This window comes from Nocardioides sp. CPCC 205120 (assembly GCF_048654585.1).
GTDB lineage: Bacteria > Actinomycetota > Actinomycetes > Propionibacteriales > Nocardioidaceae > Nocardioides.
Window position 1 is genome coordinate 1,458,332 of sequence record NZ_JBMCYY010000001.1, and the last position, 24,134, is coordinate 1,482,465.

Here is a 24,134-nt window from a genome sequence, read left to right on the forward strand (position 1 = left end):
CCACCCCCAGGGGTGGCCGCCCTCGTCGCGTCCCCGGGCGGCCTCGACCCGTCCTGAGTGATGCGCGTAACATCGGGTGACATCGGCAGTTGTCCATCCGGGTGGACCGGTCGCGACCGCGACCAACGTGCCGAGGACCCGAACGCCGAGGAGTGTCACGCATGGGTGTGGAGATCAAGGTCGACGGACTGACGAAGTCCTTCGGCAAGCAGGTCATCTGGCGCGACGTGAGCCTGACCGTCCCCGCCGGCGAGATCTGCGTGATGCTCGGCCCCTCCGGAACCGGCAAGTCCGTCTTCCTCAAGGCCCTCATCGGGCTGCTCAAGCCCGACACGGGCTCGATCGTCATCGAGGGCACCGACATCGCCACGTGCTCGGAGAAGGACCTCTACGAGATCCGCAAGCTCTTCGGCGTGCTGTTCCAGGACGGCGCGATGTTCGGCTCCATGAACCTCTACGACAACGTCGCCTTCCCCCTGCGCGAGCACACCCGCAAGTCGGAGTCCGACATCCGCGACATCGTCATGGAGAAGATGGACCTGGTGGGCCTCGTCGGTGCGGAGGACAAGCTCCCCGGCGAGATCTCCGGCGGGATGCGCAAGCGCGCCGGCCTCGCCCGCGCCCTCGTGCTCGACCCGGAGATCGTGCTGTTCGACGAGCCCGACTCGGGCCTCGACCCGGTGCGCACCGCGTTCCTCAACCAGCTGATCGTGGACCTCAACGCGCAGATCGACGCGACCTTCCTCATCGTCACCCACGACATCAACACCGCCCGGACCGTGCCGGACAACATCGGCCTGCTCTACCACAAGCACCTGGCGATGTTCGGGCCGCGCGAGATGCTGCTGAGCTCGGAGGAGCCGGTCGTGCGCCAGTTCCTCAACGCCCAGCGCGTCGGGCCCATCGGCATGTCGGAGGAGAAGGACGCGGGGGAGCTCGCCGCCGAGGCCGGCCAGGAGCTGCCGCCGCTGCCGCCGATCCCGCTGCAGCTCGAGCCGTCGAACGGCATCCCGCGCCGCAGCCAGCGCGAGCCGGGGTCGTGGCTGCGCGAGCACGGCCTGACCGCGCCGCCGGGCTCGTTCGAGAGCCAGTCGGCGGCTTTCGCCCGCTGAGCCGGCGCCGCTCCTCGGGGCGGGGAGCCCGTCGTACGGCGGGTGCGCTTGACGCCTCCGCGGCGCGGGGGACATGATCGGCGGCGACGTCGGGCTGCCGGCGGCGCCTCGCTGCGCCGTGTCTTGCGCGCCCTTGACGAACAGGGTAAGTTTGCGCTTTGCGCCTGCCCTCATATGCCGATCGCCTGCCCGGTGGCTGATCGAGTGGTCGGCCGGCGCCAACCTTCCGTGATTACCCCGAAGGAATGGTCTTGGCCGCGAGCAACAACGCTGGTAACAACCCCCGTCGCATCTCTTTCGCGAAGATCAGCGAGCCGCTGGAAGTCCCCCAGCTGCTCGACCTGCAGATCAAGAGCTTCCAGTGGCTGATCGGTGACGAGGGCTGGGAGGAGCAGGTCCAGGCCCGGCTCGACGCCGGCGAGGACGTGTCCCCCAAGTCGGGTCTCGAGGAGATCTTCGAGGAGATCTCCCCCATCGAGGACTTCTCCGAGACGATGTCGCTCTCGTTCGAGAACCCGGTGTTCGTCGACCCGAAGTACACCGAGGACGAGTGCAAGGAGAAGGACTTCACCTACTCCCGGCCGCTCTACGTCTCGGCCGAGTTCACCAACAACGAGACCGGTGAGATCAAGGGCCAGACGGTCTTCATGGGCGACTTCCCCATGATGACCCGCAAGGGCACCTTCATCATCAACGGCACCGAGCGTGTCGTGGTCTCGCAGCTCGTCCGCTCCCCGGGCGTGTACTTCGAGCGCACCGCCGACAAGACCTCGGACAAGGACATCTACACGTCCAAGGTCATCCCCTCGCGCGGTGCCTGGCTCGAGTTCGAGATCGACAAGCGCGACATGGTCGGCGTCCGCCTCGACCGCAAGCGCAAGCAGAACGTCACGGTCCTCCTCAAGGCGCTCGGCTGGACGAACGAGCAGATCCGCGAGGAGTTCGGCCAGTACGAGTCGATGATGCTGACCCTGGAGAAGGACAACACCACCAACCAGGACGACGCGCTCCTCGACATCTACCGCAAGCTGCGCCCGGGCGAGCCGCCGACGCGCGAGGCCGCGCAGACGCTGCTGAACAACTACTACTTCAACCCGAAGCGCTACGACCTGGCGAAGGTCGGCCGCTACAAGATCAACAAGAAGCTGGGCGTCGGCCAGGCCTTCGACCAGCAGACGCTGACCATCGACGACATCGTCGCCACGGTCCGCTACCTCGTGCAGCTGCACGAGGCCGGCGTGCCGCAGGAGGCCCCCGACTTCACCGACGCCACCGGGCAGGTCGTCGTCGGTCCGGACGAGAAGCCGGTCAAGGTCTCCGCCGACGACATCGACCACTTCGGCAACCGCCGCATGCGCGCCGTGGGCGAGCTGATCCAGAACCAGCTCCGCACCGGTCTGGCCCGCATGGAGCGCGTCGTGCGCGAGCGCATGACGACGCAGGACGTCGAGGCCATCACGCCGCAGTCGCTCATCAACATCCGGCCGGTCGTCGCGGCGCTGAAGGAGTTCTTCGGCACCTCGCAGCTCAGCCAGTTCATGGACCAGACCAACCCGATCGCGGGCCTGACGCACAAGCGTCGACTCTCCGCGCTCGGCCCCGGTGGTCTGTCCCGTGACCGCGCGGGCATGGAGGTCCGCGACGTCCACCACAGCCACTACGGCCGCATGTGCCCGATCGAGACCCCGGAAGGCCCGAACATCGGCCTCATCGGCTCGCTCGCGTCCTTCGGTCGGATCAACCCGTTCGGGTTCGTGGAGACGCCGTACCGCAAGGTCGTCGAGGGCCGGGTCACCGACCAGATCGACTACCTGACGGCCGACGACGAGGACCGCTACGTCATCGCGCAGGCGAACGCCCCGCTCGACGACGACATGCGCTTCGTCGAGGAGCGCGTCCTGGTCCGCCAGAAGAACGGTGAGGTCGACGCGATCCTCGCCGACGAGGTGGACTACATGGACGTCTCGCCGCGCCAGATGGTGTCGGTCGCGACGGCGCTCATCCCGTTCCTCGAGCACGACGACGCCAACCGCGCGCTCATGGGCGCCAACATGCAGCGCCAGGCCGTGCCGCTCATCCGCAGCGACTCGCCGTTCGTCGGCACGGGCATGGAGCTGCGTGCCGCGGTCGACGCCGGTGACGTCGTCGTCGCGGAGAACGCGGGTGTCGTCAAGGACGTCTCCGCGGACTCCGTGGAGACCATGAACGACGACGGCACGTACTCGACGTACCGCCTCGCGAAGTTCAAGCGCTCGAACCAGGGCACCTGCATCAACCAGCGCCCGCTGGTCAACGAGGGTGACCGCGTCGAGGTCGGCACGCCGATCGCGGACGGTCCCTGCACCGACGACGCCGAGATGGCGCTGGGTGCGAACCTCCTCGTGGCGTTCATGCCGTGGCAGGGCCACAACTACGAGGACGCGATCATCCTCAGCCAGCGCCTCGTGCAGGAGGACATGCTCACCTCGATCCACATCGAGGAGCACGAGGTCGACGCGCGCGACACCAAGCTCGGCCCCGAGGACATCACGCGGGACATCCCGAACGTGTCCGAGGAGATGCTGGCCGACCTCGACGAGCGCGGCATCATCCGCATCGGCGCCGAGGTCACGACCGGTGACATCCTCGTCGGCAAGGTGACGCCCAAGGGCGAGACCGAGCTGACCCCCGAGGAGCGCCTGCTCCGCGCGATCTTCGGCGAGAAGGCGCGCGAGGTGCGCGACACCTCGATGAAGGTGCCGCACGGCGAGTCCGGCACGGTCATCGGCGTCCGCGTCTTCGACCGCGAGGAGGGCGACGAGCTGCCCCCGGGCGTGAACCAGCTGGTGCGCGTCTACGTGGCGCAGAAGCGCAAGATCTCCGTGGGTGACAAGCTCGCCGGCCGTCACGGCAACAAGGGCGTCATCGCGAAGATCCTGCCGATCGAGGACATGCCGTTCATGGAGGACGGCACGCCGGTCGACGTCGTGCTCAACCCGCTGGGTGTGCCGCGACGCATGAACATCGGCCAGATCCTCGAGCTGCACCTGGGCTGGCTCGCCAAGCAGGGCTGGGACCTGAACCTCTCGGGCGACCCGGACTCCGCCGACTGGAAGCAGCGCCTGATCTCCATCGGCGCCGACCAGGCGAACCCGAACTCGAAGGTCGCGACGCCGGTCTTCGACGGTGCGCGCGAGGACGAGATCACGGGCCTGCTGGGCGCGACGATCCCGAACCGCGACGGCGTCCGCATGATCGACTCCACCGGCAAGGCCAACCTGTTCGACGGCCGTTCCGGTGAGCCGTTCCCGGCGCCCGTGTCGGTGGGCTACATGTACATCCTCAAGCTCCACCACCTGGTCGACGACAAGATCCACGCGCGCAGCACGGGTCCGTACTCGATGATCACGCAGCAGCCGCTGGGCGGTAAGGCCCAGTTCGGTGGCCAGCGCTTCGGCGAGATGGAGGTGTGGGCCATGGAGGCGTACGGCGCGGCCTACGCCCTCCAGGAGCTGCTCACCATCAAGTCCGACGACGTGCCGGGCCGCGTGAAGGTGTACGAGGCGATCGTCAAGGGCGAGAACATCCCCGACTCGGGCATCCCGGAGTCGTTCAAGGTGCTCGTCAAGGAGATGCAGTCCCTCTGCCTCAACGTCGAGGTGCTCAGCCAGGACGGCTCGATGATCGAGCTCCGCGACGCGGAGGAGGACGTCTTCCGCGCCGCCGAGGAGCTCGGTATCGACCTGTCGCGGCGCGAGCCCAGCTCGGTCGAGGAAGTCTGAGGTGCCGCCGGGGCGCGCCGCACGGCGCGCCCCGGCCCCCTCGGTCAAGTCGTGATCGCACAGAACTAACGAAGGACAACCCAACGTGCTCGACGTGAACTTCTTCGACCAGCTCCGCATCGGGCTCGCCAGCCCGGACGACATCCGTGCCTGGAGCCACGGTGAGGTCAAGAAGCCCGAGACCATCAACTACCGCACGCTCAAGCCGGAGCGTGACGGTCTCTTCTGCGAGAAGATCTTCGGTCCCACCCGGGACTGGGAGTGCTACTGCGGCAAGTACAAGCGCGTCCGCTTCAAGGGCATCATCTGCGAGCGCTGCGGCGTCGAGGTGACCCGCTCGAAGGTCCGCCGCGAGCGGATGGGCCACATCGAGCTCGCCGCCCCGGTGACCCACATCTGGTACTTCAAGGGTGTTCCCAGCCGGCTCGGCTACCTGCTCGACCTCGCCCCGAAGGACCTCGAGAAGGTCATCTACTTCGCGGCCTACATGATCACCTCCGTCGACGAGGAGGCGCGTCACCGCGACCTGTCCTCGCTCGAGGGCAAGGTCTCCCAGCAGCGCGAGCTGCTCGAGAAGCGCCGCGACACCTCGGTCGAGGACCGCGCGCGCAAGCTCGAGGAGGACCTGGCGGCGCTCGAGGCCGAGGGTGCCAAGGCCGACGCCAAGCGCAAGGTGCGCGACGGCGCCGAGCGGGAGATGAAGCAGCTGCGCGACCGTGCGCAGCGCGAGATCGACCGCCTCAACGAGGTCTGGGACACCTTCAAGAGCCTCAAGGTCCAGGACCTCATGGGCGACGAGATGCTCTACCGCGAGATGAAGTCGTGGTTCGGCAAGTACTTCGAGGGCTTCATGGGCGCCGCTGCCATCCAGCGCCGCCTCGCGGACTTCGACATCGAGGCCGAGGTCGAGTCGCTGCGCGACACGATCGCCAACGGCAAGGGCGCCAAGAAGGTCCGTGCCCTCAAGCGCCTCAAGGTCGTCGACGCGTTCCGCAAGACGGGCAACCAGCCCGTCGGCATGGTGCTCGACGCCGTCCCGGTGATCCCGCCGGAGCTGCGCCCGATGGTGCAGCTCGACGGTGGTCGCTTCGCGACGTCCGACCTGAACGACCTGTACCGCCGCGTCATCAACCGCAACAACCGGCTCAAGCGCCTGCTCGACCTCGGCGCGCCGGAGATCATCGTCAACAACGAGAAGCGGATGCTGCAGGAGGCCGTCGACTCGCTGTTCGACAACGGCCGCCGCGGTCGCCCGGTGACGGGCCCGGGCAACCGGCCCCTGAAGTCGATCTCCGACATGCTCAAGGGCAAGCAGGGTCGCTTCCGCCAGAACCTGCTCGGCAAGCGCGTCGACTACTCGGGTCGTTCGGTCATCGTCTCCGGCCCGCAGCTGAAGCTGCACCAGTGCGGTCTGCCCAAGCAGATGGCGCTGGAGCTCTTCAAGCCGTTCGTGATGAAGCGCCTCGTGGACCTGTCCCACGCGCAGAACATCAAGTCGGCCAAGCGGATGGTGGAGCGCGCCACGTCGGGCGCCCGCTACGCCGTGGTCTGGGACGTGCTGGAGGAGGTCATCACCGAGCACCCGGTGCTGCTGAACCGCGCACCCACGCTGCACCGTCTCGGCATCCAGGCGTTCGAGCCGCAGCTGATCGAGGGCAAGGCCATCCAGATCCACCCGCTCGTGTGCGGCGCGTTCAACGCCGACTTCGACGGTGACCAGATGGCCGTGCACCTGCCGCTGTCCGCGGAGGCGCAGGCCGAGGCCCGCATCCTCATGCTGTCGACGAACAACATCCTCAAGCCGTCGGACGGCCGTCCCGTGACGATGCCGTCGCAGGACATGATCATCGGCCTCTTCTGGCTGACGACCGACCGCGAGGGCGAGCCCGGCGAGGGTCGTGCGTTCCGCACGCCGGCCGAGGCGATCATGGCGTTCGACCGCGGCGAGATCACCCTGCAGAGCAAGGTCACGATCCGTTTCGACGACATCGTGCCGCCGCTGGGCGAGGAGATCGAGGGCTTCGAGCCGGGCCAGACCGTCGCGCTGACGACGACCCTGGGCCGCTCGATCTTCAACGACACGCTCCCGGGCGACTACCCCTTCGTGAACTACGAGGTGGGCAAGAAGCAGCTCGGCGCGATCGTCAACGACCTGGCCGAGCGGTACAGCAAGGTCGAGGTCGCGGCGTCCCTGGACGCCCTGAAGGACACCGGCTTCCACTGGGCGACCCGCTCGGGCGTGACCGTCTCGATCGACGACGTCACGACCCCGGACGCCGAGAAGGCCGAGATCCTCAAGGGTTCCGAGGCGCTGGCGGAGAAGATCCAGAAGCAGTACGAGCGCGGTCTGATCACCGACGACGAGCGTCGCCAGGAGCTCATCGAGATCTGGACGCAGGCGGCGGACAAGGTCGGTTCGGCCATGGAGGCCAACTTCGACCGGGCCAACCCCATCTACATGATGGTCGACTCGGGCGCCTCCGGAAACATGAACCAGATCCGTCAGGTGGCGGCCATGCGAGGTCTCGTGGCCAACCCGAAGGGCGAGATCATCCCGCGGCCGATCAAGTCCAACTTCCGCGAGGGCCTGACCGTCCTGGAGTACTTCATCGCCACCCACGGTGCCCGCAAGGGTCTGGCCGACACCGCGCTGCGGACGGCCGACTCGGGCTACCTGACGCGTCGTCTCGTCGACGTGTCGCAGGACGTCATCATCCGTGAGGACGACTGCGGCACCGAGCGCGGTCTGCCCAAGCAGATCGGCGAGCGCGGCGAGGACGGTGTCGTCCGCAAGGCCGAGAACGTCGAGACCGCGGCGTACGCCCGGTCGGCGTCCACGGAGATCACCCACCCCGAGACCGGCGAGGTCCTGGTCGAGGCGGGCGGTGACCTCGGTGACGTCAAGATCGCGCAGCTCGTCGAGGCCGGCATCGAGGAGGTCCGGGTCCGCTCGGTGCTCACCTGCGAGGCGGCCACCGGCACCTGCGCGAAGTGCTACGGCCGCTCGCTGGCGACCGGCAAGCTCGTGGACATCGGTGAGGCGGTCGGCATCATCGCCGCGCAGTCGATCGGCGAGCCCGGCACGCAGCTGACGATGCGTACCTTCCACACGGGTGGTGTGGCCTCGGCCGACGACATCACGCAGGGTCTGCCCCGCGTGGTCGAGCTGTTCGAGGCGCGCTCGCCCAAGGGTCGTTCGCCGATCGCCGAGGCCGCCGGCCGCGTGCGTATCGACGACACGGACAAGGCGCGGACCGTGGTCATCACGCCGGACGACGGCTCCGAGGAGCAGGAGTACCCGGTCTCGAAGCGTCTGCGCCTCCTGGTCGCCGACGGCGACCACGTGGAGGTCGGCCAGAAGCTGACGCTCGGCACGGAGGACCCGCAGGACGTCCTGCGCATCCTCGGCGTGCGTGCCGCGCAGAAGCACCTGGTGGACGAGGTCCAGCGCGTGTACCGCAGCCAGGGCGTGGCGATCCACGACAAGCACATCGAGATCATCGTGCGGCAGATGCTGCGTCGCGTGACGGTCATCGAGTCGGGCGACACCAACCTGCTGCCCTCCGACCTCGTGGACCGCGTGCGGTTCGAGACGGAGAACCGGCGCGTGGTGTCCGAGGGCGGCAAGCCGGCCTCGGGTCGTCCGGTGCTGATGGGCATCACGAAGGCCTCGCTCGCCACCGAGTCGTGGCTCTCGGCGGCCTCCTTCCAGGAGACCACCCGGGTGCTGACGGACGCGGCGATCAACGGTCGCTCCGACAGCCTGCGCGGCCTGAAGGAGAACGTGATCATCGGAAAGCTGATCCCGGCGGGCACCGGTCTCGAGCGGTACCGCAACGTGCGGGTGGAGCCCACGGAGGAGGCCCGCGCGGCGGCGTACTCGGTCCAGGGCTACGACTCCTACGACTACGAGTTCGGCAACACGGGTGGCGGCCAGGCCGTCGCTCTGGACGACTTCGACTTCGGGTCCTACCAGGCCTGATCGACGCGTCACCACGACCGGCCCGTCCCCGCTGCACGCGGGGGCGGGCCGGTCCGCGTCCGGGGGCTGCGTGGGAGGATGGGCCGGTGACGCAGACCCTCCCGGAGCAGACCGACGTGCTCGTCGTCGGCGCGGGCCCCGCCGGTTCGGCGGCCGCGACGTGGGCCGCGCGCCACGGGCTCGACGTCGTGCTCCTCGACGCCGCCACCTTCCCCCGCGACAAGACCTGCGGCGACGGCCTGACGCCGCGCGCGGTGGGGGAGCTGGTGCGCCTCGGCCTGGAGGACTGGCTGCGCACGCACCCCGTCAACCTCGGCCTGCGGGCCCACGGCTTCGGGCAGACGCTGCTGCTGCCCTGGCCCGGCGGCTCGCTGCCCAACTGGGGGTCCGCGGTCGCCCGCACCGAGCTCGACGACCGGCTGCGCACCCTCGCCGTGTCGGCGGGGGCGGTGGCCGTCGACGGTGCCCGTGCGGTGGGGGTACGGCGGGCCGCGGGCGACCGCGGCGCCGTCACCGCCGTCGTGGTGGAGCAGGCGGGCGAGGACGGCACCCCCCAGCGGGGCGAGATCCGCTGCCGGCGGCTCGTCGTCGCCGACGGCGTGCGCTCGCCCCTGGGCAAGCAGCTCGGTCGGGAGTGGCACCGCGACACGGTCTACGGCGTCGCGGGCCGCTCGTACGTCTCGTCGGCCACCCACGCCGACGACCCGTGGATCAGCTCGCACCTCGAGCTGCGCGGCGCCGACGGCGAGGTGCTGTCGGGCTACGGCTGGATCTTCCCGCTCGGCGACGGCGAGGTGAACCTCGGCGCCGGCACGCTGGCGACGGCGAAGCGGCCGGCCGACGTGGCCATCCGCCCCCTCATGGGCCTGTACGCCGACCAGCAGCGCGAGGCGTTCGGTCTGGGCGACGAGCTGCGCATGCCGGCCTCGGCCCTGCTGCCGATGGGCGGCGCCGTCAGTGGCGTGTCCGGGCCCAACTGGGCGCTCATCGGCGACGCCGCGGCGTGCGTGAACCCCCTCAACGGCGAGGGCATCGACTACGGGCTCGAGACGGGCCGCATGGTCGCGGACCTGCTGGCCCAGGGCACGCACCGGGACCTGACCGACGTGTGGCGCGAGCAGCTGGTCGCGCACTACGGGGAGTCGTTCTCCGTGGCCCGCCGGCTCGCCGGGCTCGTCACCGTGCCGGGGCTGCTCGCGCGCCTCGGTCCGGTCGGCATGCGCTCGCGCCTGGGCATGACGCTGGCCCTGCGCTGGATGGGCAACCTCGTCGACGACGAGGACCGGGACCTCGCCGCGCGCCTGTGGCGCGGGGCGGGCCGGCTGTCGATGGCCCGGGACGCCCGGGCCCCGTTCGCCTGACGCGGGCCCGACCGATCCGCGCCGGCCCTCCCGCCGAACCACGACCGTGCCCGCCGAGCTGACCTACCGCGCGACGACCGTCGCCGCCCGCGCCGCGTTCCGCGCGCTGCGTCTCGACGTGCACCTCGAGGGCGTCGAGCTGGTGCCCCGCGAGGGCCCGGCGATCCTCGTGGCGAACCACGCGTCGTACCTGGACTTCCTGTTCCTCGGGGCGCCGGCGCACGAGCGGGGCCGCCGCCCCCGGTTCCTGTGCCGCGAGATCATGTGGCACACGCCGGCGGCGTGGCCGCTGGACCGGATGGGGCACGTGCCGGTCGACCGGGACGCCCCGGCGGCGGCGTACCTGCGCGCCCGCGACCTGCTGCGCGGCGGCGAGGTGGTGGGCCTGTTCCCGGAGGCGGGGATCTCGTACTCCTACACGGTGCGCGGGCTCATGCGCGGCGCCGCGGCGCTGGCCCGCGAGACGGGCGCCCCGATCGTCGTGGGCGGGCTGTGGGGCGCGCAGCGGATCTGGACGGTGGGCCGCACGCCGTGGGGCTCCGAGCCGCCGCCGGACTTCAGCCGGCGCGGCCGCCGGGTCGACATCCGGCTCGACTCCACGGTGCGGGTCGCTCCCGGCGCGGACCTCACCGCGGCGACGGTCGACCTCGGGCACCGGCTCACCGCGGTCCTCGAGGAGCTGCAGACCCGGCCCCACCACCGGCCGCGGCCGGGCGAGCACGCGCCCTGGTACCCCGCGCACCTGGGCGGGCACGCGCTCACGCCCGAGCAGGCTCGGGAGCTCGATCTCCTGCCGCGGAGCGCGGTGCGGCCGGTGTGGGGCCCGTGGGGCCGGTCGGGCTGACGCCCTTAGCGGGTACGGCGGGCAGCACCTGCGGCCGGGCACGCAGCTCGCGCACCGCCGCGACGGGGTCGACGAGCCAGCGCAGCGCGCGGACCGCCGGGGGAGTGGCGAGACCGACCGCGACCGCCGTGCCCAGGACGACGCCGGCGAGGAGCGCCGGAGCGGCGTCGAGGTCGGCGAGGAGCCCGTCGTACTGCACCGCCTGCACCACGAGGGTGTGGCCGAGGTAGACGGTCATCGACCGGGCGCCGAGGGCCGTGAACCACCGCTCGCCGGTCGGCACCAGCGCCAGCACGGCGAGGGCGCCGGCGGCCGACAGCGCCAGGAGCGCCGCGCGGGTGGCGACGCCGGCGGAGAAGTCGACGCCGAGCTCGGCGTAGGCGTGGTCGTTGAAGAGCCAGTCGGTGCCGGCCCACCGGTCGAGGTGGGCGGTCGCCGCCCACACGCCGAGCAGCGCGAGCACGCCGAGCACCCGGGCCAACGGCTGGTGGAGGCGCTCCAGCCACTCGCGGCGGGCGTGGAGGCCGACGACGAAGAACGGCAGGAACTGCAGGACGCGCTCCAGCGCGAGCACGTCGAGGCTCCACGCGGGCGCGGTCAGGGCGACGACCACCGAGGCCGGGACGACGAGCGGGTGGGCGCGCAGCACCGGGGTCGCCAGGCGCCACACGACGAGGGCCGCGAGGAACCACATCGCCCAGAACGGCTCGAGCAGGAGGCGTTCCTCGGTGCCCTCCCCGGTGTGGGCGTGGCGCAGCCCCCACAGCAGCAGCGAGAACACGACGTACGGCACCACCATGGTCCGCAGGAGGGCGCCGAGGTGGCGGCGCGACCACCCGGCGCGGCGCGAGAGGTAGCCCGTGACGAGCAGGAAGGCGGGCATGTGCACGACGTAGAGGGCGTCGTAGAGGTGGTCGCGGAACGGGTCCGGCACCGTCAGGACGGCGAGGACGTGCCCGACCACCACGGAGGTGACGAGCAGCATCTTGACGTTGTCGAGCCAGGGGTCCCGGGGAGCGGACATCCTTCGAACATAACGGGGGCGTTCCACCCGCCCCGCCCGCCGTGGGAGGGCTCGTGGGGGTGCTCCGGGTCGCGTCGGGCGCCCCGTTAGGTTGGGGTGGTGAGCTCCCTTCCCCGTCGCCAGCGCGTCGCCGCCTACGCGGTGATCGTGCGGGACGGGCACGTGCTGCTGAGCCGCCTGGCGCCGCGCGTGACGAAGGACGAGCTGTGGACGCTGCCCGGCGGCGGCCTCGACCACGGCGAGGACCCGCGGGACGCGGTGGTCCGCGAGGTGCACGAGGAGACGGGGCTGCGGGCCGAGGTCGGTGACGTCGCCCGGGTCTACTCCGCCCACCTGCCGGGCGCCTGGCGCGAGGGCCGACGCGTCGACGCGCACGCGCTGCGGATCGTCTACGCGGGCCGCGTGCCACCGGACTCGCCCGAGCCGCGGGTCGTCGAGGTCGACGGGTCGACGGTCGAGGCGGCGTGGGTCCCCCTGGCCGCGGTGCGGGCGGGCGAGGTGCCCGTGGTGCCGATGGTGTCGGAGGCGCTGGCGGACCTGCTGCCGCAGCGACGCCAGCGGGTGGGCGCGTACGCCGTGGTGCGGCGCGGCGGGCCGCAGGACCCGTCGGGCCTCGCGCCTGACGAGGTGCTGCTGACCCGCAACTCCGTCCGCGGCCCCCACCCGGGGCAGTGGGCGCTGCCGGGCGGGGGGGTCGAGCACGGCGAGCCGCCGATGGTGACGGTCGCCCGCGAGGTGCGGGAGGAGACCGGCGTCGAGGTCGAGGTCGGCAACGTGCTCGGCGTGCACGACACCCACTTCGTCGGCACGGCGCCGAACGGGGCGACCGAGGACTTCCACGGCGTGCACCTGCTCTACGCCGCCCGCGCGGTCGACGACTCCGTCGAGCCGCGGGTGCTCGACGAGGGCGGCACCACCGACGCCGCGGCCTGGCACGCGGTGGAGGACGTGCTGGGGGGCGCGGTCGACGTGCGCGACACCGTGCGCTACGCACTGGGGCTGTAGGGCGGATCGCCCACGACGCTCGCGCGCCCCGGGGGTGTGACGCCCGCTACGTTGGGCGCATGGCCGAGAGCTCCCGCGAGACCGTCTTCACCTACGCCGCCCCGAGCCTCAAGTTCGGGTCCGGCGCGTCCGCCGAGATCGGGCACGACCTGCGCGCGTACGGCGTGCGCCGGGTCCTGCTCGTCACCGACCCCGGGGTCGAGGCCACCGGGCACCCCGCCCGGATCGCGGAGCAGATCACCTCCGCCACGGGCGCCGAGGTGGTCGTGTTCGCGCGCGCCCGGGTCGAGCCGACCGACGCCTCGATGATCGAGGCGGTGGAGTTCGGCCGCTCGGAGGGCCCGTTCGACGCCGTCGTCGCCGTCGGTGGCGGCTCGTCGATCGACACCGCCAAGGCGGTCAACCTGCTGGTGACGAACCCGGGCGACCTCATGGACTACGTCAACGCGCCGGTGGGGCGCGGCCAGGCCCCGGAGCACCCGCTGCTGCCGCTCGTCGCGGTGCCCACCACGACCGGCACGGGCGCGGAGTCCACGACCATCTGCGTGCTCGACGTGCTGGCGCTCGAGGTGAAGACGGGCATCAGCCACGCGCGGCTGCGGCCCACGATGGCCGTCGTCGACCCCGACCTCACCCTCACGCAGCCGGCGATGGTCACGGCGAGCGCGGGCATGGACATCCTCTGCCACGCGCTGGAGAGCTACACGGCCCGCTGGTACGCCGACTACCCGGCCAAGCAGGCCGAGCAGCGGGTGCCCTACTGCGGGTCGAACCCGATCTCGGACGCCTGGAGCGAGAAGGCCCTGTCGATGCTCGCCGGGTCGTTCCGCGGCGCCGTCAACGCGGCCCGGGCGGGCGACGACCCCGCCGAGGCGCGCACGGTGCGCGAGCAGATGGCGATGGCCGCGACCTTCGCCGGGCTCGGGTTCGGCAACGCGGGCGTCCACATCCCGCACGCCTGCGCCTACCCGGTGGCGGGCCGCGTCCGCGACTACCGGCCCGAGGGCTACGCGGTGCTCGACGGCGACGAGGCGCCGATCGTGCCGCACGGGATGGCGGTGTCGCTGACCGCGCCCGAGGCGTTCCGGTTCACCTTCGAGGCCAGCCCGACCCGCCACCTCAAGGCCGCCCGGCTGCTGGACCCGCAGGGCGCCGTCGCCGCGACCGAGGGCCCCGACCTGCTGCCCGCGGTCGTCGCGACCCTCATGCGCGACATCGGCATCCCCAACGGGCTCGGCGCGGTCGGGTTCGGCGCGGGCGACGTCGACGGGCTCGTCGAGGGCGCCTGGGCCCAGCAGCGCCTGCTCGCCACCGCCCCCCGCGACGTCACGCCGGAGGACCTGGCGGGCGTGATCGGCGCGTCGCTCGAGCACTGGTGAGGCGCACCGGCCGCCTGAGCGCGGGGGGCTCAGGCGGCCGGTAGTGATTCCCCGCCTAGGCGGGGAATCATGTGCTTTACGACCCAGGCATTGGCCGTAGAGCACAGGTTTCCCCGCCTAGGCGGGGAAACCTGGGGCTGGTGGGATCAGTCCTGGCCGCGCGAGGCGCGGGCGATGCGGTACGACGGGCGGCGCAGGCGGGCGACGACCGGGTACTGCTCGAGCCCGGGCACCAGGTTCTCCACGGGGTCGAAGGACACCCGCTCGTCGCTGCCCGACATGTCGTCGTCGACGGCCCGCTCGAGCTCGAGGCGGCCGAACTCGTGCCAGGCGCCCATGCCGCGCGCCCACGACAGCGTCCACGCGGACCCGCCGTCCTCCTCGGCCGGCGGCACCGGCCAGGCGCCGAGGACGACCGGACCGGTCGGGGTGCGGTAGGGCAGCAGCGTCGTCAGCGGGCGCTCGCCGCCCTCCCAGCGCGGGACGAGCAGGTGGCGCAGCGGGCCGTTCCAGCCGGTGCTGGCGAAGAGCAGGTCGCCGGTCTCGCCCTCCTGGGTCAGGCGCAGCGCCAGGCCCCAGACGTCCGGGACCGGCTTGGGCAGGCCGACGCCGCGGGAGATGCGGGCGGTGACGGCGGTCTGGCCGGACCGGTCGAGCAGGTCCACGCCCGTCTCCGCGCCGTCCTCGGCGCCGTGCCGCGTGAGCACCCCCTCGACGACGGTGCCGGCGGGGTGCAGCGGCTTCCCGGCGGGACGCACGGCGGCGATGGTGCGGGTCGCGCCGGCCAGTGCGCCTCCGGCGACGCTGGCGAGGGTGCGGGCGGTGCGCTTGGCGGGGTCGATCACGGTGCCTCCTGGGAGGGGTGGGTGGTGCCCGGGCTCGGCGGGGGCCGCCGGGGAGGAGCCCGGGCGGGGCTCCGCTCCCGGTGCCCGAGGGCCGGGACCCCATGCCTGTGATCCTGCCCGGACACGCACAATGGGGGAGTGACGGTGGACGTGCGGGTCGAGGATCGGGCGGTCCCCGCGACCGCCGACGTGGTGGCGGCGCTGGCGCGCCGGGGCGTGGACGACGTCGACGTCTCGACGGTGACGCGCGCGGCGTTCTCCTCCGACGCCTCCCTCTACCGCGTCGTCCCCCAGGCCGTGGTGCGGCCCCGGCACGCCGACGAGCTGGCGGCGGTCGTCGACGTCGCCCGCGAGCTGCGCGTCCCGGTGACGATGCGCGGCGCCGGCACGTCGATCGCCGGCAACGCCGTCGGCCCCGGCCTCGTGGTCGACACCCTCAAGCACCTCAACAAGGTGCTGTCGGTGGACGACGAGGCCGGCACGGCGGTCGTCGAGCCCGGCACGGTGCACGCCGTGCTGCAGCGCGCCGCGACCCCGCTCGGCTGGCGCTTCGGGCCGGACCCCTCGACCCACACCCGCTGCACCATCGGCGGGATGATCGGCAACAACGCGTGCGGCTCCCGCGCGCTGGGCTACGGCCGCATGGTCGACAACGTCGAGGGCCTCTCCGTCGTGCTGGGCACGGGGGAGGAGCTGCGCCTCGACGCCGGTACGGCGGACCGCGACGCCGGAGGCTCCGTCGCCGCCCTCGACCGGCTGGCGGCCGACCACCTCGGCCCCATCCGCACCCAGTTCGGCCGCTTCACCCGCCAGGTGTCGGGCTACTCGCTCGAGCACCTGCTGCCGGAGAACGGCCGCCGCGTCGACCGCTTCCTCACCGGCTCCGAGGGCACGCTCGGCGTCGTCACCCAGGCCACCGTGCGCCTCGTGCGCGACGCGCCCGCCCGCACCATGGCCGTGCTCGGCTACCCCTCGATGATCGAGGCCGCCGACGCCGTGCCCGCGCTGCTCGCCCACCCGCTCGTGGCCTGCGAGGGCCTCGACGCGCGCATCGTCGACCTGGTCCGCGCGGCCGGGAAGTCGGTGCCCGACCTGCCGCGCGGCGCGGGCTGGCTGTTCGCCGAGGTCACCGGCGAGACCGTCGCCCAGACGCAGGCGGTGCTCGCCGAGGTGGTCGCCGCCTCCGGCGCCCTCGACAGCCGCGTCGTGCTCGACCCCGCCGAGTCGGCCGCGCTCTGGCGCATCCGGGAGGACGGGGCCGGGCTGGCGAGCCGCTCGCTGAGCCGGCCGGCGTACTCGGGGTGGGAGGACGCCGCCGTGCCGCCGCAGCACCTCGGCGCCTGGCTCCGCGACTTCGACGCGCTCCTGCGCGAGTTCGACCTCGACGGCGTGCCCTACGGCCACTTCGGCGACGGCTGCGTGCACGTGCGCATCGACTTCCCGCTGGTGCGCGGCGCCGGCTCGCCCGACGAGGGCCGGGCGGTGTTCCGCGGCTTCATGGAGGCCGCGGCCGGCGCCCTCGCGAAGTACGGCGGGTCGCTGTCGGGCGAGCACGGCGACGGCCGGCACCGCTCGGAGCTGCTGGCGACGATGTACGACGCCGAGGCCCTCGCGCTCTTCGGCCGGGTCAAGGCGATCTGCGACCCGCTGGGCGTGCTCAACCCCGGCAACATCACCGACCCCGCACCGCTGGACGCCGACCTGCGCCTGTCCCGTCCGCGCCACCGGGAGCCGCTGCCGCTCCTGCGCTTCACCCACGACGAGGGGTCGATGGGCGACGCCGTGCACCGCTGCACCGGCGTCGGCAAGTGCGTCGTCGGGGGCACCGGCCCCTCGACCGGGGTGATGTGCCCGTCGTACGCGGCCACCCGCGAGGAGAAGGACTCCACCCGCGGACGCGCCCGCGTGCTCCAGGAGGCCCTGTCCGGCGGCTTCGTCGACGGGGTCGAGGACCCGGCGGTCCACGAGGCGCTCGACCTGTGCCTGGCGTGCAAGGGCTGCGCCAACGACTGCCCGACCGGCATCGACATGGCGACCTACAAGTCCGAGGTCCTGCACCAGACGTACGCCGGGAAGCGCCGCCCGCGCAGCCACTACGTGCTCGGCCGGCTGCCGATGTGGGCCCGGCTGACCGCACCCGTCGCGGGCCTGGCCAACACCTCGCTCAAGGCGGGCCCCGTCGCGCACCTGGCACGGTCGGTGGCCGGCGTCGACCAGCGGCGCAGCCTGCCGTCGTTCGCCTCCCGCACGCTGCGGCGCTCGGCCCGCTCGCAGGGCAACGCCGCGCGGCTGGGCGCGGACGACCAGCCGGACGTGTGGATCTGGGCCGACTCGTTCACCAACCACTTCCTGCCCGCCAGCGGGCTCGCGGCGGTGCGCTTCCTCGAGGCGTCCGGCCTGCGGGTGCGGGTCATCGACGAGCGCGCCTGCTGCGGCCTCACCTGGGTCACGACCGGCCAGCTCGACACCGCGCGCAGGATCGCGGGGCGCACGGCCGCCACGCTCGCGCCGTACGTCGCCTCCGGCGTGCCGGTCGTGGGCATCGAGCCCTCGTGCACCGCGACGCTGCGCTCCGACCTGGAGGAGCTGAGCGACGCGCCCGAGGCCGCCGCGGTGGCCCACGGGGTGCTGACCTTCGGCGAGCTGCTGGCGCGGCTCGTCGAGGAGGGGCGCGTCACGCTGCCCGACCTGACCGGGACGACGGTCGTCGCGCAGCCGCACTGCCACCAGGCGTCGATCACCGGCTGGGACGCCGACGAGCGGCTGCTCAAGGCGATGGGCGCCGCCGTCACGCGCGTCGGCGGCTGCTGCGGGCTCGCGGGCAACTTCGGCGTCGAGCAGGGGCACTACGAGGTGTCGGTCGCCGTGGCCGAGACCCAGCTGCTGCCCGCCGTGCGCGCCGCGCGGGAGAAGGACCCCGCCACCGTCGTGCTCGCCGACGGCATGAGCTGCAAGATCCAGCTCGACGACCTCGCCGACGTCCCCGCGCTGCACCTCGCCGAGCTGCTGGCCAGCCGCGTCTGAGGGGCCCGGCGGAATGCCCGCCGGGCGCGCGGCGTTCGCACCCACCGTGACCGGACGAGCGAACGCGACCGAGCCCACCGAGCCCACCGAGCCCACCGAGCCCACCGACACCACCCCGCTGCTGTTCACGCCGACGACGCTGCGCGGCGTGACGTTCCCGAACCGGGTGTGGCTGGCGCCGATGTGCCAGTACTCGGCGACCGACGGCGTGCCGAACGACTGGCACCTGGCGCACCTCGGTGCACGCGTCACGGGCGGCTTCGGCCTCGTCCTCACCGAGGCGGCGGCGGTCGTGCCCGAGGGCCGGATCAGCCCCGAGGACGCCGGCATCTGGAACGACGAGCAGGTCGCCGCGTGGCGCCGCATCACCGACTTCGCCCACACGTGGTCGCCGTTCGGCTCGACCCCGATCGGCATCCAGCTCGCCCACGCGGGCCGCAAGGCCTCGACCTGGGCGCCGTGGCGCGGCGGGCAGGACGGGTCGGGCCAGGGCCGCGGCTCCGTCCCGCTCGACCAGGGCGGCTGGGTCACGCAGGCGCCGAGCGCCGACGCCTTCGAGGGCTTCGCGGAGCCCGCGGCCCTCACCACCGACGAGGTCGCCGGGGTCGTCCGCGCGTTCGCCGACGGCGCCCGTCGCGCCGACGAGGCCGGCTTCGACGTCGTGGAGCTGCACGCGGCCCACGGCTACCTGCTCCACCAGTTCCTCAGCCCGCTGTCGAACCACCGCGAGGACGCCTACGGCGGCTCGTTCGAGAACCGCACCCGCATCGTGGTCGAGGCCGCCGCCGCCGTGCGGGCGGTCTGGCCCGACCACAAGCCGCTGCTCGTGCGCATCTCCGCCACCGACTGGGTGGAGGGCGGCTGGACCACCGAGGAGTCGACGCGCCTCGCCGGCCTCCTCGCCGAGCACGGCGTGGACCTGGTCGACGTCTCCTCCGGCGGCCTCGACGCCCGCCAGCAGATCGAGGTGGGCCCCGGCTACCAGGTGCCCCTGGCCGCCGCGGTGCGCGCGGGCGGCCTGCCCGTCGGCGCCGTCGGCCTCATCACGGAGCCCGACCAGGCCGAGCAGGTGCTCGCCGCGGGCCACGCCGACGTCGTGCTCCTGGCCCGGGCCGCCCTGCGCGAGCCCGCCTGGCCCCAGCGCGCCGCGCACGAGCTCGGCCTGACGTGGCGGGACGCGCCGTACCCCGACCAGTACACCCGCGGCGCCTGGCGCTGAGGCGGCGATCGGGGGTCGACCCGGGGTCCGACCTAGACTCGCCCCGTGAACCCCCGCCACCGCCGCCTCGTCATCCCCCTGGCCCTGGTGGCACTGCTCGTCGTGGTCGTCGTCGCCGCGATCGTGTGACGCCGTGACCGAACCACTGCTCCGCGTCCTCGCCCGCATGCGCTCCTACGTGCTCGACCCCGACGTGCTGGTGCGCGCCGTGGCGTCGGGCCGCCAGAAGGGCACCGAGCCCCGCTGGCGCCGCGTCGAGCTGCGGTACGTCGACCTCAAGGCCGGGCGCCACCTGCAGGTGACGGCGTACGACGCGACGCAGGCCCACACGAGCAACCACCCGGCCGGCTCGGACGCCGCCCGGGAGGCCGTCGACGCGCTGCTGGACGAGCCGTTCGCCAACTGGCACGTCGACACCACCACCCAGCAGCACCAGGTGCGGGTCACCAAGCGCCTCGAGGCCGTCGTGCACACGACCGACCGGGAGGCCGAGGTCGAGGCGGAGCGCGGGCACGACCGCGACAAGGACCGCCTCCTCGCGCCCGACGACCCGGTGCTGCGTGCGCTGGGCATCGCCGACGCGCAGGGCCGGGTGAAGCCGAGCCGCCAGGCGAAGTACCGCCAGGTCGAGGAGTTCTGCCGCCTGCTCGACGCGGCCGTCACCGACGCCCTGGAGAAGGGCCACCTGCGCCGGCCCACCACGGACGAGCCGCTGCGTATCGTCGACCTGGGCTGCGGCAACGCCTACCTGACCTTCGCCGCCCACCGCTTCCTCACCCACGTGCGCGGGCTGCCCGTCCACCTCGTCGGCGTGGACGTCAAGGAGCAGTCGCGCGAGCACAACTCGGGTGTGGCCACCACGCTCGGCGTCGCCGACGAGGTCGAGTTCGTCGTCGGCACCATCGCCGCCGCCCAGCCCCCCGAGCGGCCCGAGGTGGTGCTGGCGCTCCACGCCTGCGACACCGCCACGGACGAGGCCCTGGCGCGCGCGGTCGAGTGGGACGCCTCCCTCGTGCTCGCCGCCCCCTGCTGCCACCACGACGTGGCCGCACAGCTGCGCAAGGCGCCGACCCCCGCGCCGTACCAGGCCCTCACCCGCCACGGCATCCTGCGCGAGCGGTTCGCCGACACCCTCACCGACGGGCTGCGGGCCTCGCTGCTGCGGCTGTCGGGCTACCGCGTCGAGGTCGTGCAGTTCGTCGAGAGCCAGCACACGCCGCGCAACACCCTGCTCCGCGCCGTGCGCACCGGCTCGCCGGTCAAGGGCGGCGGCGCCCGCAAGGAGTACGACGAGCTCGTCGCCACCTGGAGCATCCGGCCGCGCCTGGCCGAGCTGCTCGAGGCCTCCGGCCGGCGGTGAGGGCGGTGCTCCTGCGGACGGCGGCCGTCGGGCTGCTGGCGCTGCCGTTCGCGGTGGGCGCCGCGACCGCGCCCGCCCCGGTGGCGGAGGAGGGCACCGAGGTCACCCGCTTCACCGACACCCGGATCAACGAGTCCAGCGGCCTGGCCGTCGTCGACGGGCTGCTCGTCACGGTCAACGACTCGGGCGACTCCGGCCGCGTCTTCGTCGTCGACCCCGCCACCGGCGACACGGTCGGCGTCACCTCCTGGGCCGACGAGCCCCGTGACGTCGAGGCCCTCGCGCCGGCGTACGACGACGGCGAGCCGACCGGGGAGGTCTGGGTCGCCGACATCGGCGACAACATGGCCGTCCGCGACTCGGTCGAGCTGCTGCGCGTGCCGGTCGGCACCGGTGACCGCGAGGTCGAGCCCGAGACCTGGACGCTCACCTACGCCGACGGCCCGCGCGACGCGGAGTCGCTGCTGGTCGACCCGGCCACCGGCGACCTCGTCGTCGTCAGCAAGGGGGTGCTCGGCGGGTCGTTCTACCGCGTGCCGACCCCGCTGGACCCCGACGGGCCCAACGTGATGGAGCCCCTCGGCCCCGCGGTGGGCATCGCCACCGACGCCGCCCTCTGGCCCGACGGGCGCCACCTCGTCGTCCGCACCTACGGCGACGCCGTCGTCTACACGTGGCCCGGGCTGGTCTCGGTGGGGCGCTTCGCGCTGCCGGACCAGCCGCAGGGCGAGGCGGTCGCGGTGGACCCCGCCGACCCCGGGGCGGTCCTGCTGACCAGCGAGGGCGTCGGGCAGCCGGTGCTGCGGGTCGCGCTGCCGCCCGAGGTGCTCGAGGCGGTGGCGCCGAGCCCGGAGCCGGCCCCCGAGCCCCCTCCCGGGTCGACGGACGGGGCCGACGGGAGCGAGGAGCCCACCGGTTCCGCGGGGTCCGCGACACCGGCCGACGGCCCGCAGTGGGGCTGGCTCGTGGGCGGCGTGGCCGTCGTGGTGCTGGCGGTCGCCGTGGTCGTGCTGCTCGCCCGGCTGGCGCTCGCCGCGGCGCGCTCCCGGCGGCGCGGGTGAGCGCCGTACCCCTCGTCGACGACGCCGAGCGCCGGGCCCGCACCGGTCGGCGCCACGGGATCGCGCCCGCCCACCGCCTGCCCGACGCCGTCGCCGCCGTGCGGGCCATGACGGTGCTGCACGCCACCGAGCCCGCCACCGTCCACCTGTCGCTGCACGCGCGGGTCGACGGGCTCACGAACGCCGACGTCGACCACGAGCTGGAGACCACCCGCGCGCTGGTGAAGCAGCTGGCGATGCGCCGGACGCTCTTCGTGTTCCCCCGCGACCTGCTGCCGGCGGCGTGGGGGTCGGCCAGCGCCCGCGTGCTGGCGGCCGAGCGCAACCGCATCGCCAAGGAGGTCGTCGCCCTCGGGATCGCGGCGGACGGGCACGCCTGGCTCGACCGGGTCCGCGCCCGCGTGCTCGACCTCCTCGCCGAGGCCCCCGAGGGCCTCACCGCCGTCGAGCTCCGCCCGCTGGTGCCCGAGCTCGCCACCCCGGAGGTGCTCGAGGCGGGCGCCGGTCAGCTGGCGTCGCGGGTCCTCACCAACCTCGGCCTCTCCGCCCACCTGGTGCGGGGCGTCAACACGCAGCACTGGCGGCTCTCCCGCCCCCGCTGGACGCTCATGGACCGCTGGCTGGGCGAGGTGCCGGCCCCGACCGACGAGGCCGCGGGGTACGCCGTCCTCGTCGACCGCTGGCTGCGCACCTTCGGCCCCGGCACCGAGGCCGACCTCGTCTGGTGGCTGGGCGCCACCAAGGGCGCGGTACGACGCGCGCTCGCCGACGTGGCCGCGGCGCCGGTCGCTCTCGAGGGCGGGGCCACCGGCTGGGTCGCGGCGGACGACCCGGTGCTGGCGGGGGAGCGGACCGAGGTGGCGCCCTGGGCGGCGCTCCTGCCGGTCCTCGACCCGACCGTCATGGGGTGGCGCGAGCGCGACTTCCACCTCGGCGCGCACCAGCCGGTGCTCTTCGACCGCAACGGCAACGCCGGCACCACGGCCTGGTGGGACGGTCGCGTCGTGGGCTGCTGGACGCAGGACCCGGACGGCGCCGTGGCGGTGCGTCCCGTCGTACCCCTGCCGCCGGAGGCGGCCGCCGCGCTGCGGGTCGAGGCCGCCCGGCTGACCACCTGGCTGGCGGGTCAGCGCGTCGGCACCGTCTACCCCTCACCGGCCATGCGCGCCGACGAGGCCGACTGTCCGTACCCTGTGCTCCGTGCGTGAGCAGCCCGAGCAGCAAGCCCCGCCCGTCCAGCGCCTGAGGATCCGCTACGCCAAGCGGGGCCGCCTGCGGTTCACCAGCCACCGCGACTTCAGCCGGGCCTTCGAGCGGGCGGTGTTCCGGGCGCGGATCCCGATGGCCTACTCGTCGGGCTTCAACCCGCACCCGCGCATCTCCTACGCCAACGCCGCGCCGACGGGGTCGGCCAGCGAGGCGGAGTACCTCGAGATCGCCCTCGCCGAGCGCCTCGACCCCGCCGCCGTCCACGCCGAGCTGGTCGAGGCCCTGCCCGTCGGCCTCGACGTGCTCGAGGTCGTCGAGTCGCCCGGCGGGTCGCTGGCCGACCTGCTGCAGGCCAGCCACTGGCGGGTCGGTACGACGGCGCCCCTCGCCGTCGCCCGCGCCGCGGTCGAGGCGTTCCTCGCCGCCGACGAGGTGCTGGTCGAGCGGATGATGAAGAAGGGGCTGCGCGAGTTCGACTGCCGGTCCGCGGTGGTGCGGCTGGCGGTCGTCGAGCCGGCCGCCCCCGACGCCGGAGCCACGACCGCCCCCGGGGCCGGCGACACCGCCGAGCTCGACCTCCTGCTGCGCCACGGCGTGCCGTCGGTGCGCCCCGACGACGTGCTGACCGGGCTGCGCAACCTGACCGGGCTGGAGGTCGGGGAGGCGCCGCGCCTGACCCGCCTGGCCCAGGGCCCGTTCGACGAGACCTCTCAGGAGGTGGGCGACCCGCTCGCCGTGGGCAGGGCCTGACGACGTCGGTGGTGTGCGATACTCGCCGAGGCGTGGGTGTTCGGACAGCCCGCCGCGACGTGAGGCACGGAGCCGGTGACAGCGGCCCACGAGCCCGCGACCGCGGCAGCACCGCGACACCGCGCTGGCGGCACCGCCACCTGGCGGCGCGGCCCACGACAGGCTTAGCGCCCGCGCACCGGGCCACCGTTGCGCGAG

15 protein-coding genes are annotated in these 24,134 nt (G+C 73.3%); 13 read left to right on the top strand and 2 right to left on the bottom strand.

Annotation, left to right across the window (positions count from 1 at the left end; translation table 11 throughout):
* The first annotated feature begins 161 nt into the window (after positions 1-161).
* The 5 genes from ACOACO_RS06830 (at position 162) to ACOACO_RS06850 (ending at position 11,060) form a co-directional block, all read left to right on the top strand.
* Positions 162-1,112, top strand: a complete 951-nt coding sequence (locus ACOACO_RS06830; RefSeq protein WP_420295487.1) for an ABC transporter ATP-binding protein — start codon at positions 162-164, stop codon at positions 1,110-1,112.
* A gap of 245 nt (positions 1,113-1,357) precedes the next feature.
* On the top strand, positions 1,358-4,873 hold the full coding sequence (gene rpoB, locus ACOACO_RS06835) for a DNA-directed RNA polymerase subunit beta (RefSeq protein ID WP_420295488.1): 3,516 nt from the start codon (positions 1,358-1,360) through the stop codon (positions 4,871-4,873).
* A gap of 85 nt (positions 4,874-4,958) precedes the next feature.
* Complete coding sequence (locus ACOACO_RS06840; protein ID WP_420295489.1) at positions 4,959-8,855, top strand: DNA-directed RNA polymerase subunit beta'; 3,897 nt, start codon at positions 4,959-4,961, stop codon at positions 8,853-8,855.
* A gap of 86 nt (positions 8,856-8,941) precedes the next feature.
* A complete protein-coding gene (locus ACOACO_RS06845) occupies positions 8,942-10,216 on the top strand; it encodes a geranylgeranyl reductase family protein (RefSeq protein WP_420295490.1) in 1,275 nt (424 codons plus the stop codon).
* Between the two features lie 46 nt (positions 10,217-10,262).
* Positions 10,263-11,060, top strand: coding sequence for a lysophospholipid acyltransferase family protein (locus tag ACOACO_RS06850; RefSeq protein WP_420295491.1), 798 nt, complete (start codon positions 10,263-10,265; stop codon positions 11,058-11,060).
* On the opposite strand, the gene ACOACO_RS06855 is transcribed toward ACOACO_RS06850, so the two are convergent.
* Positions 10,975-12,084: an acyltransferase family protein gene (locus tag ACOACO_RS06855; RefSeq protein ID WP_420295492.1), complete on the bottom strand. Its 1,110-nt coding sequence runs from the start codon at positions 12,082-12,084 to the stop codon at positions 10,975-10,977. The two genes, ACOACO_RS06850 and ACOACO_RS06855, sit on opposite strands and share 86 nt — an antisense overlap.
* Positions 12,085-12,183: 99 nt before the next feature.
* On the opposite strand from ACOACO_RS06855, the gene ACOACO_RS06860 reads away from it, so the two are divergent.
* Together ACOACO_RS06860 and ACOACO_RS06865 are read left to right on the top strand one after the other, a co-directional pair.
* Positions 12,184-13,089 carry an NUDIX hydrolase gene (locus ACOACO_RS06860; protein ID WP_420295493.1) on the top strand — a complete coding sequence of 302 codons (906 nt, stop codon included), beginning with the start codon at positions 12,184-12,186 and terminating at the stop codon, positions 13,087-13,089.
* A 59-nt stretch (positions 13,090-13,148) separates the two neighbouring features.
* A complete protein-coding gene (locus ACOACO_RS06865) occupies positions 13,149-14,468 on the top strand; it encodes a hydroxyacid-oxoacid transhydrogenase (protein WP_420295494.1) in 1,320 nt (439 codons plus the stop codon).
* A 146-nt stretch (positions 14,469-14,614) separates the two neighbouring features.
* Here ACOACO_RS06865 and ACOACO_RS06870 read toward each other — a convergent pair whose 3' ends face one another.
* Positions 14,615-15,313 (bottom strand): hypothetical protein, encoded by a 699-nt coding sequence (locus ACOACO_RS06870; protein ID WP_420295495.1) that lies wholly within the window; start codon positions 15,311-15,313, stop codon positions 14,615-14,617.
* Positions 15,314-15,457: 144 nt separating this feature from the next.
* On the opposite strand from ACOACO_RS06870, the gene ACOACO_RS06875 reads away from it, so the two are divergent.
* From ACOACO_RS06875 to ACOACO_RS06900, 6 genes are all read left to right on the top strand, one after another.
* Positions 15,458-18,337: an FAD-binding and (Fe-S)-binding domain-containing protein gene (locus ACOACO_RS06875; RefSeq protein WP_420296308.1), complete on the top strand. Its 2,880-nt coding sequence runs from the start codon at positions 15,458-15,460 to the stop codon at positions 18,335-18,337.
* Positions 18,338-18,458: 121 nt separating this feature from the next.
* Entirely contained in the window at positions 18,459-19,556 is a 1,098-nt protein-coding gene (locus tag ACOACO_RS06880; protein ID WP_420296309.1) for an NADH:flavin oxidoreductase/NADH oxidase, read from the top strand.
* 133 nt (positions 19,557-19,689) lie between these two features.
* Positions 19,690-20,916 (top strand): methyltransferase, encoded by a 1,227-nt coding sequence (locus ACOACO_RS06885; RefSeq protein ID WP_420295496.1) that lies wholly within the window; start codon positions 19,690-19,692, stop codon positions 20,914-20,916.
* A gap of 5 nt (positions 20,917-20,921) precedes the next feature.
* A complete protein-coding gene (locus ACOACO_RS06890) occupies positions 20,922-21,977 on the top strand; it encodes a hypothetical protein (protein WP_420295497.1) in 1,056 nt (351 codons plus the stop codon).
* Positions 21,974-23,185, top strand: coding sequence for a winged helix DNA-binding domain-containing protein (locus ACOACO_RS06895; RefSeq protein ID WP_420295498.1), 1,212 nt, complete (start codon positions 21,974-21,976; stop codon positions 23,183-23,185). Before ACOACO_RS06890 ends, ACOACO_RS06895 begins: the two co-directional genes overlap by 4 nt.
* Positions 23,178-23,936 carry a TIGR03936 family radical SAM-associated protein gene (locus ACOACO_RS06900; RefSeq protein WP_420295499.1) on the top strand — a complete coding sequence of 253 codons (759 nt, stop codon included), beginning with the start codon at positions 23,178-23,180 and terminating at the stop codon, positions 23,934-23,936. Before ACOACO_RS06895 ends, ACOACO_RS06900 begins: the two co-directional genes overlap by 8 nt.
* Positions 23,937-24,134: the final 198 nt, after the last annotated feature.

Coding starts and splice junctions, on each gene's coding strand:
- ACOACO_RS06865 (WP_420295494.1), top strand. CDS start 13,149: ATGGCCGAGAGCTCCCGCGAGACCGTCTTCACCTACGCCGCCCCGAGC.
- ACOACO_RS06855 (WP_420295492.1), bottom strand. CDS start 12,084: ATGTCCGCTCCCCGGGACCCCTGGCTCGACAACGTCAAGATGCTGCTC.
- rpoB (WP_420295488.1), top strand. CDS start 1,358: ATGGTCTTGGCCGCGAGCAACAACGCTGGTAACAACCCCCGTCGCATC.
- ACOACO_RS06830 (WP_420295487.1), top strand. CDS start 162: ATGGGTGTGGAGATCAAGGTCGACGGACTGACGAAGTCCTTCGGCAAG.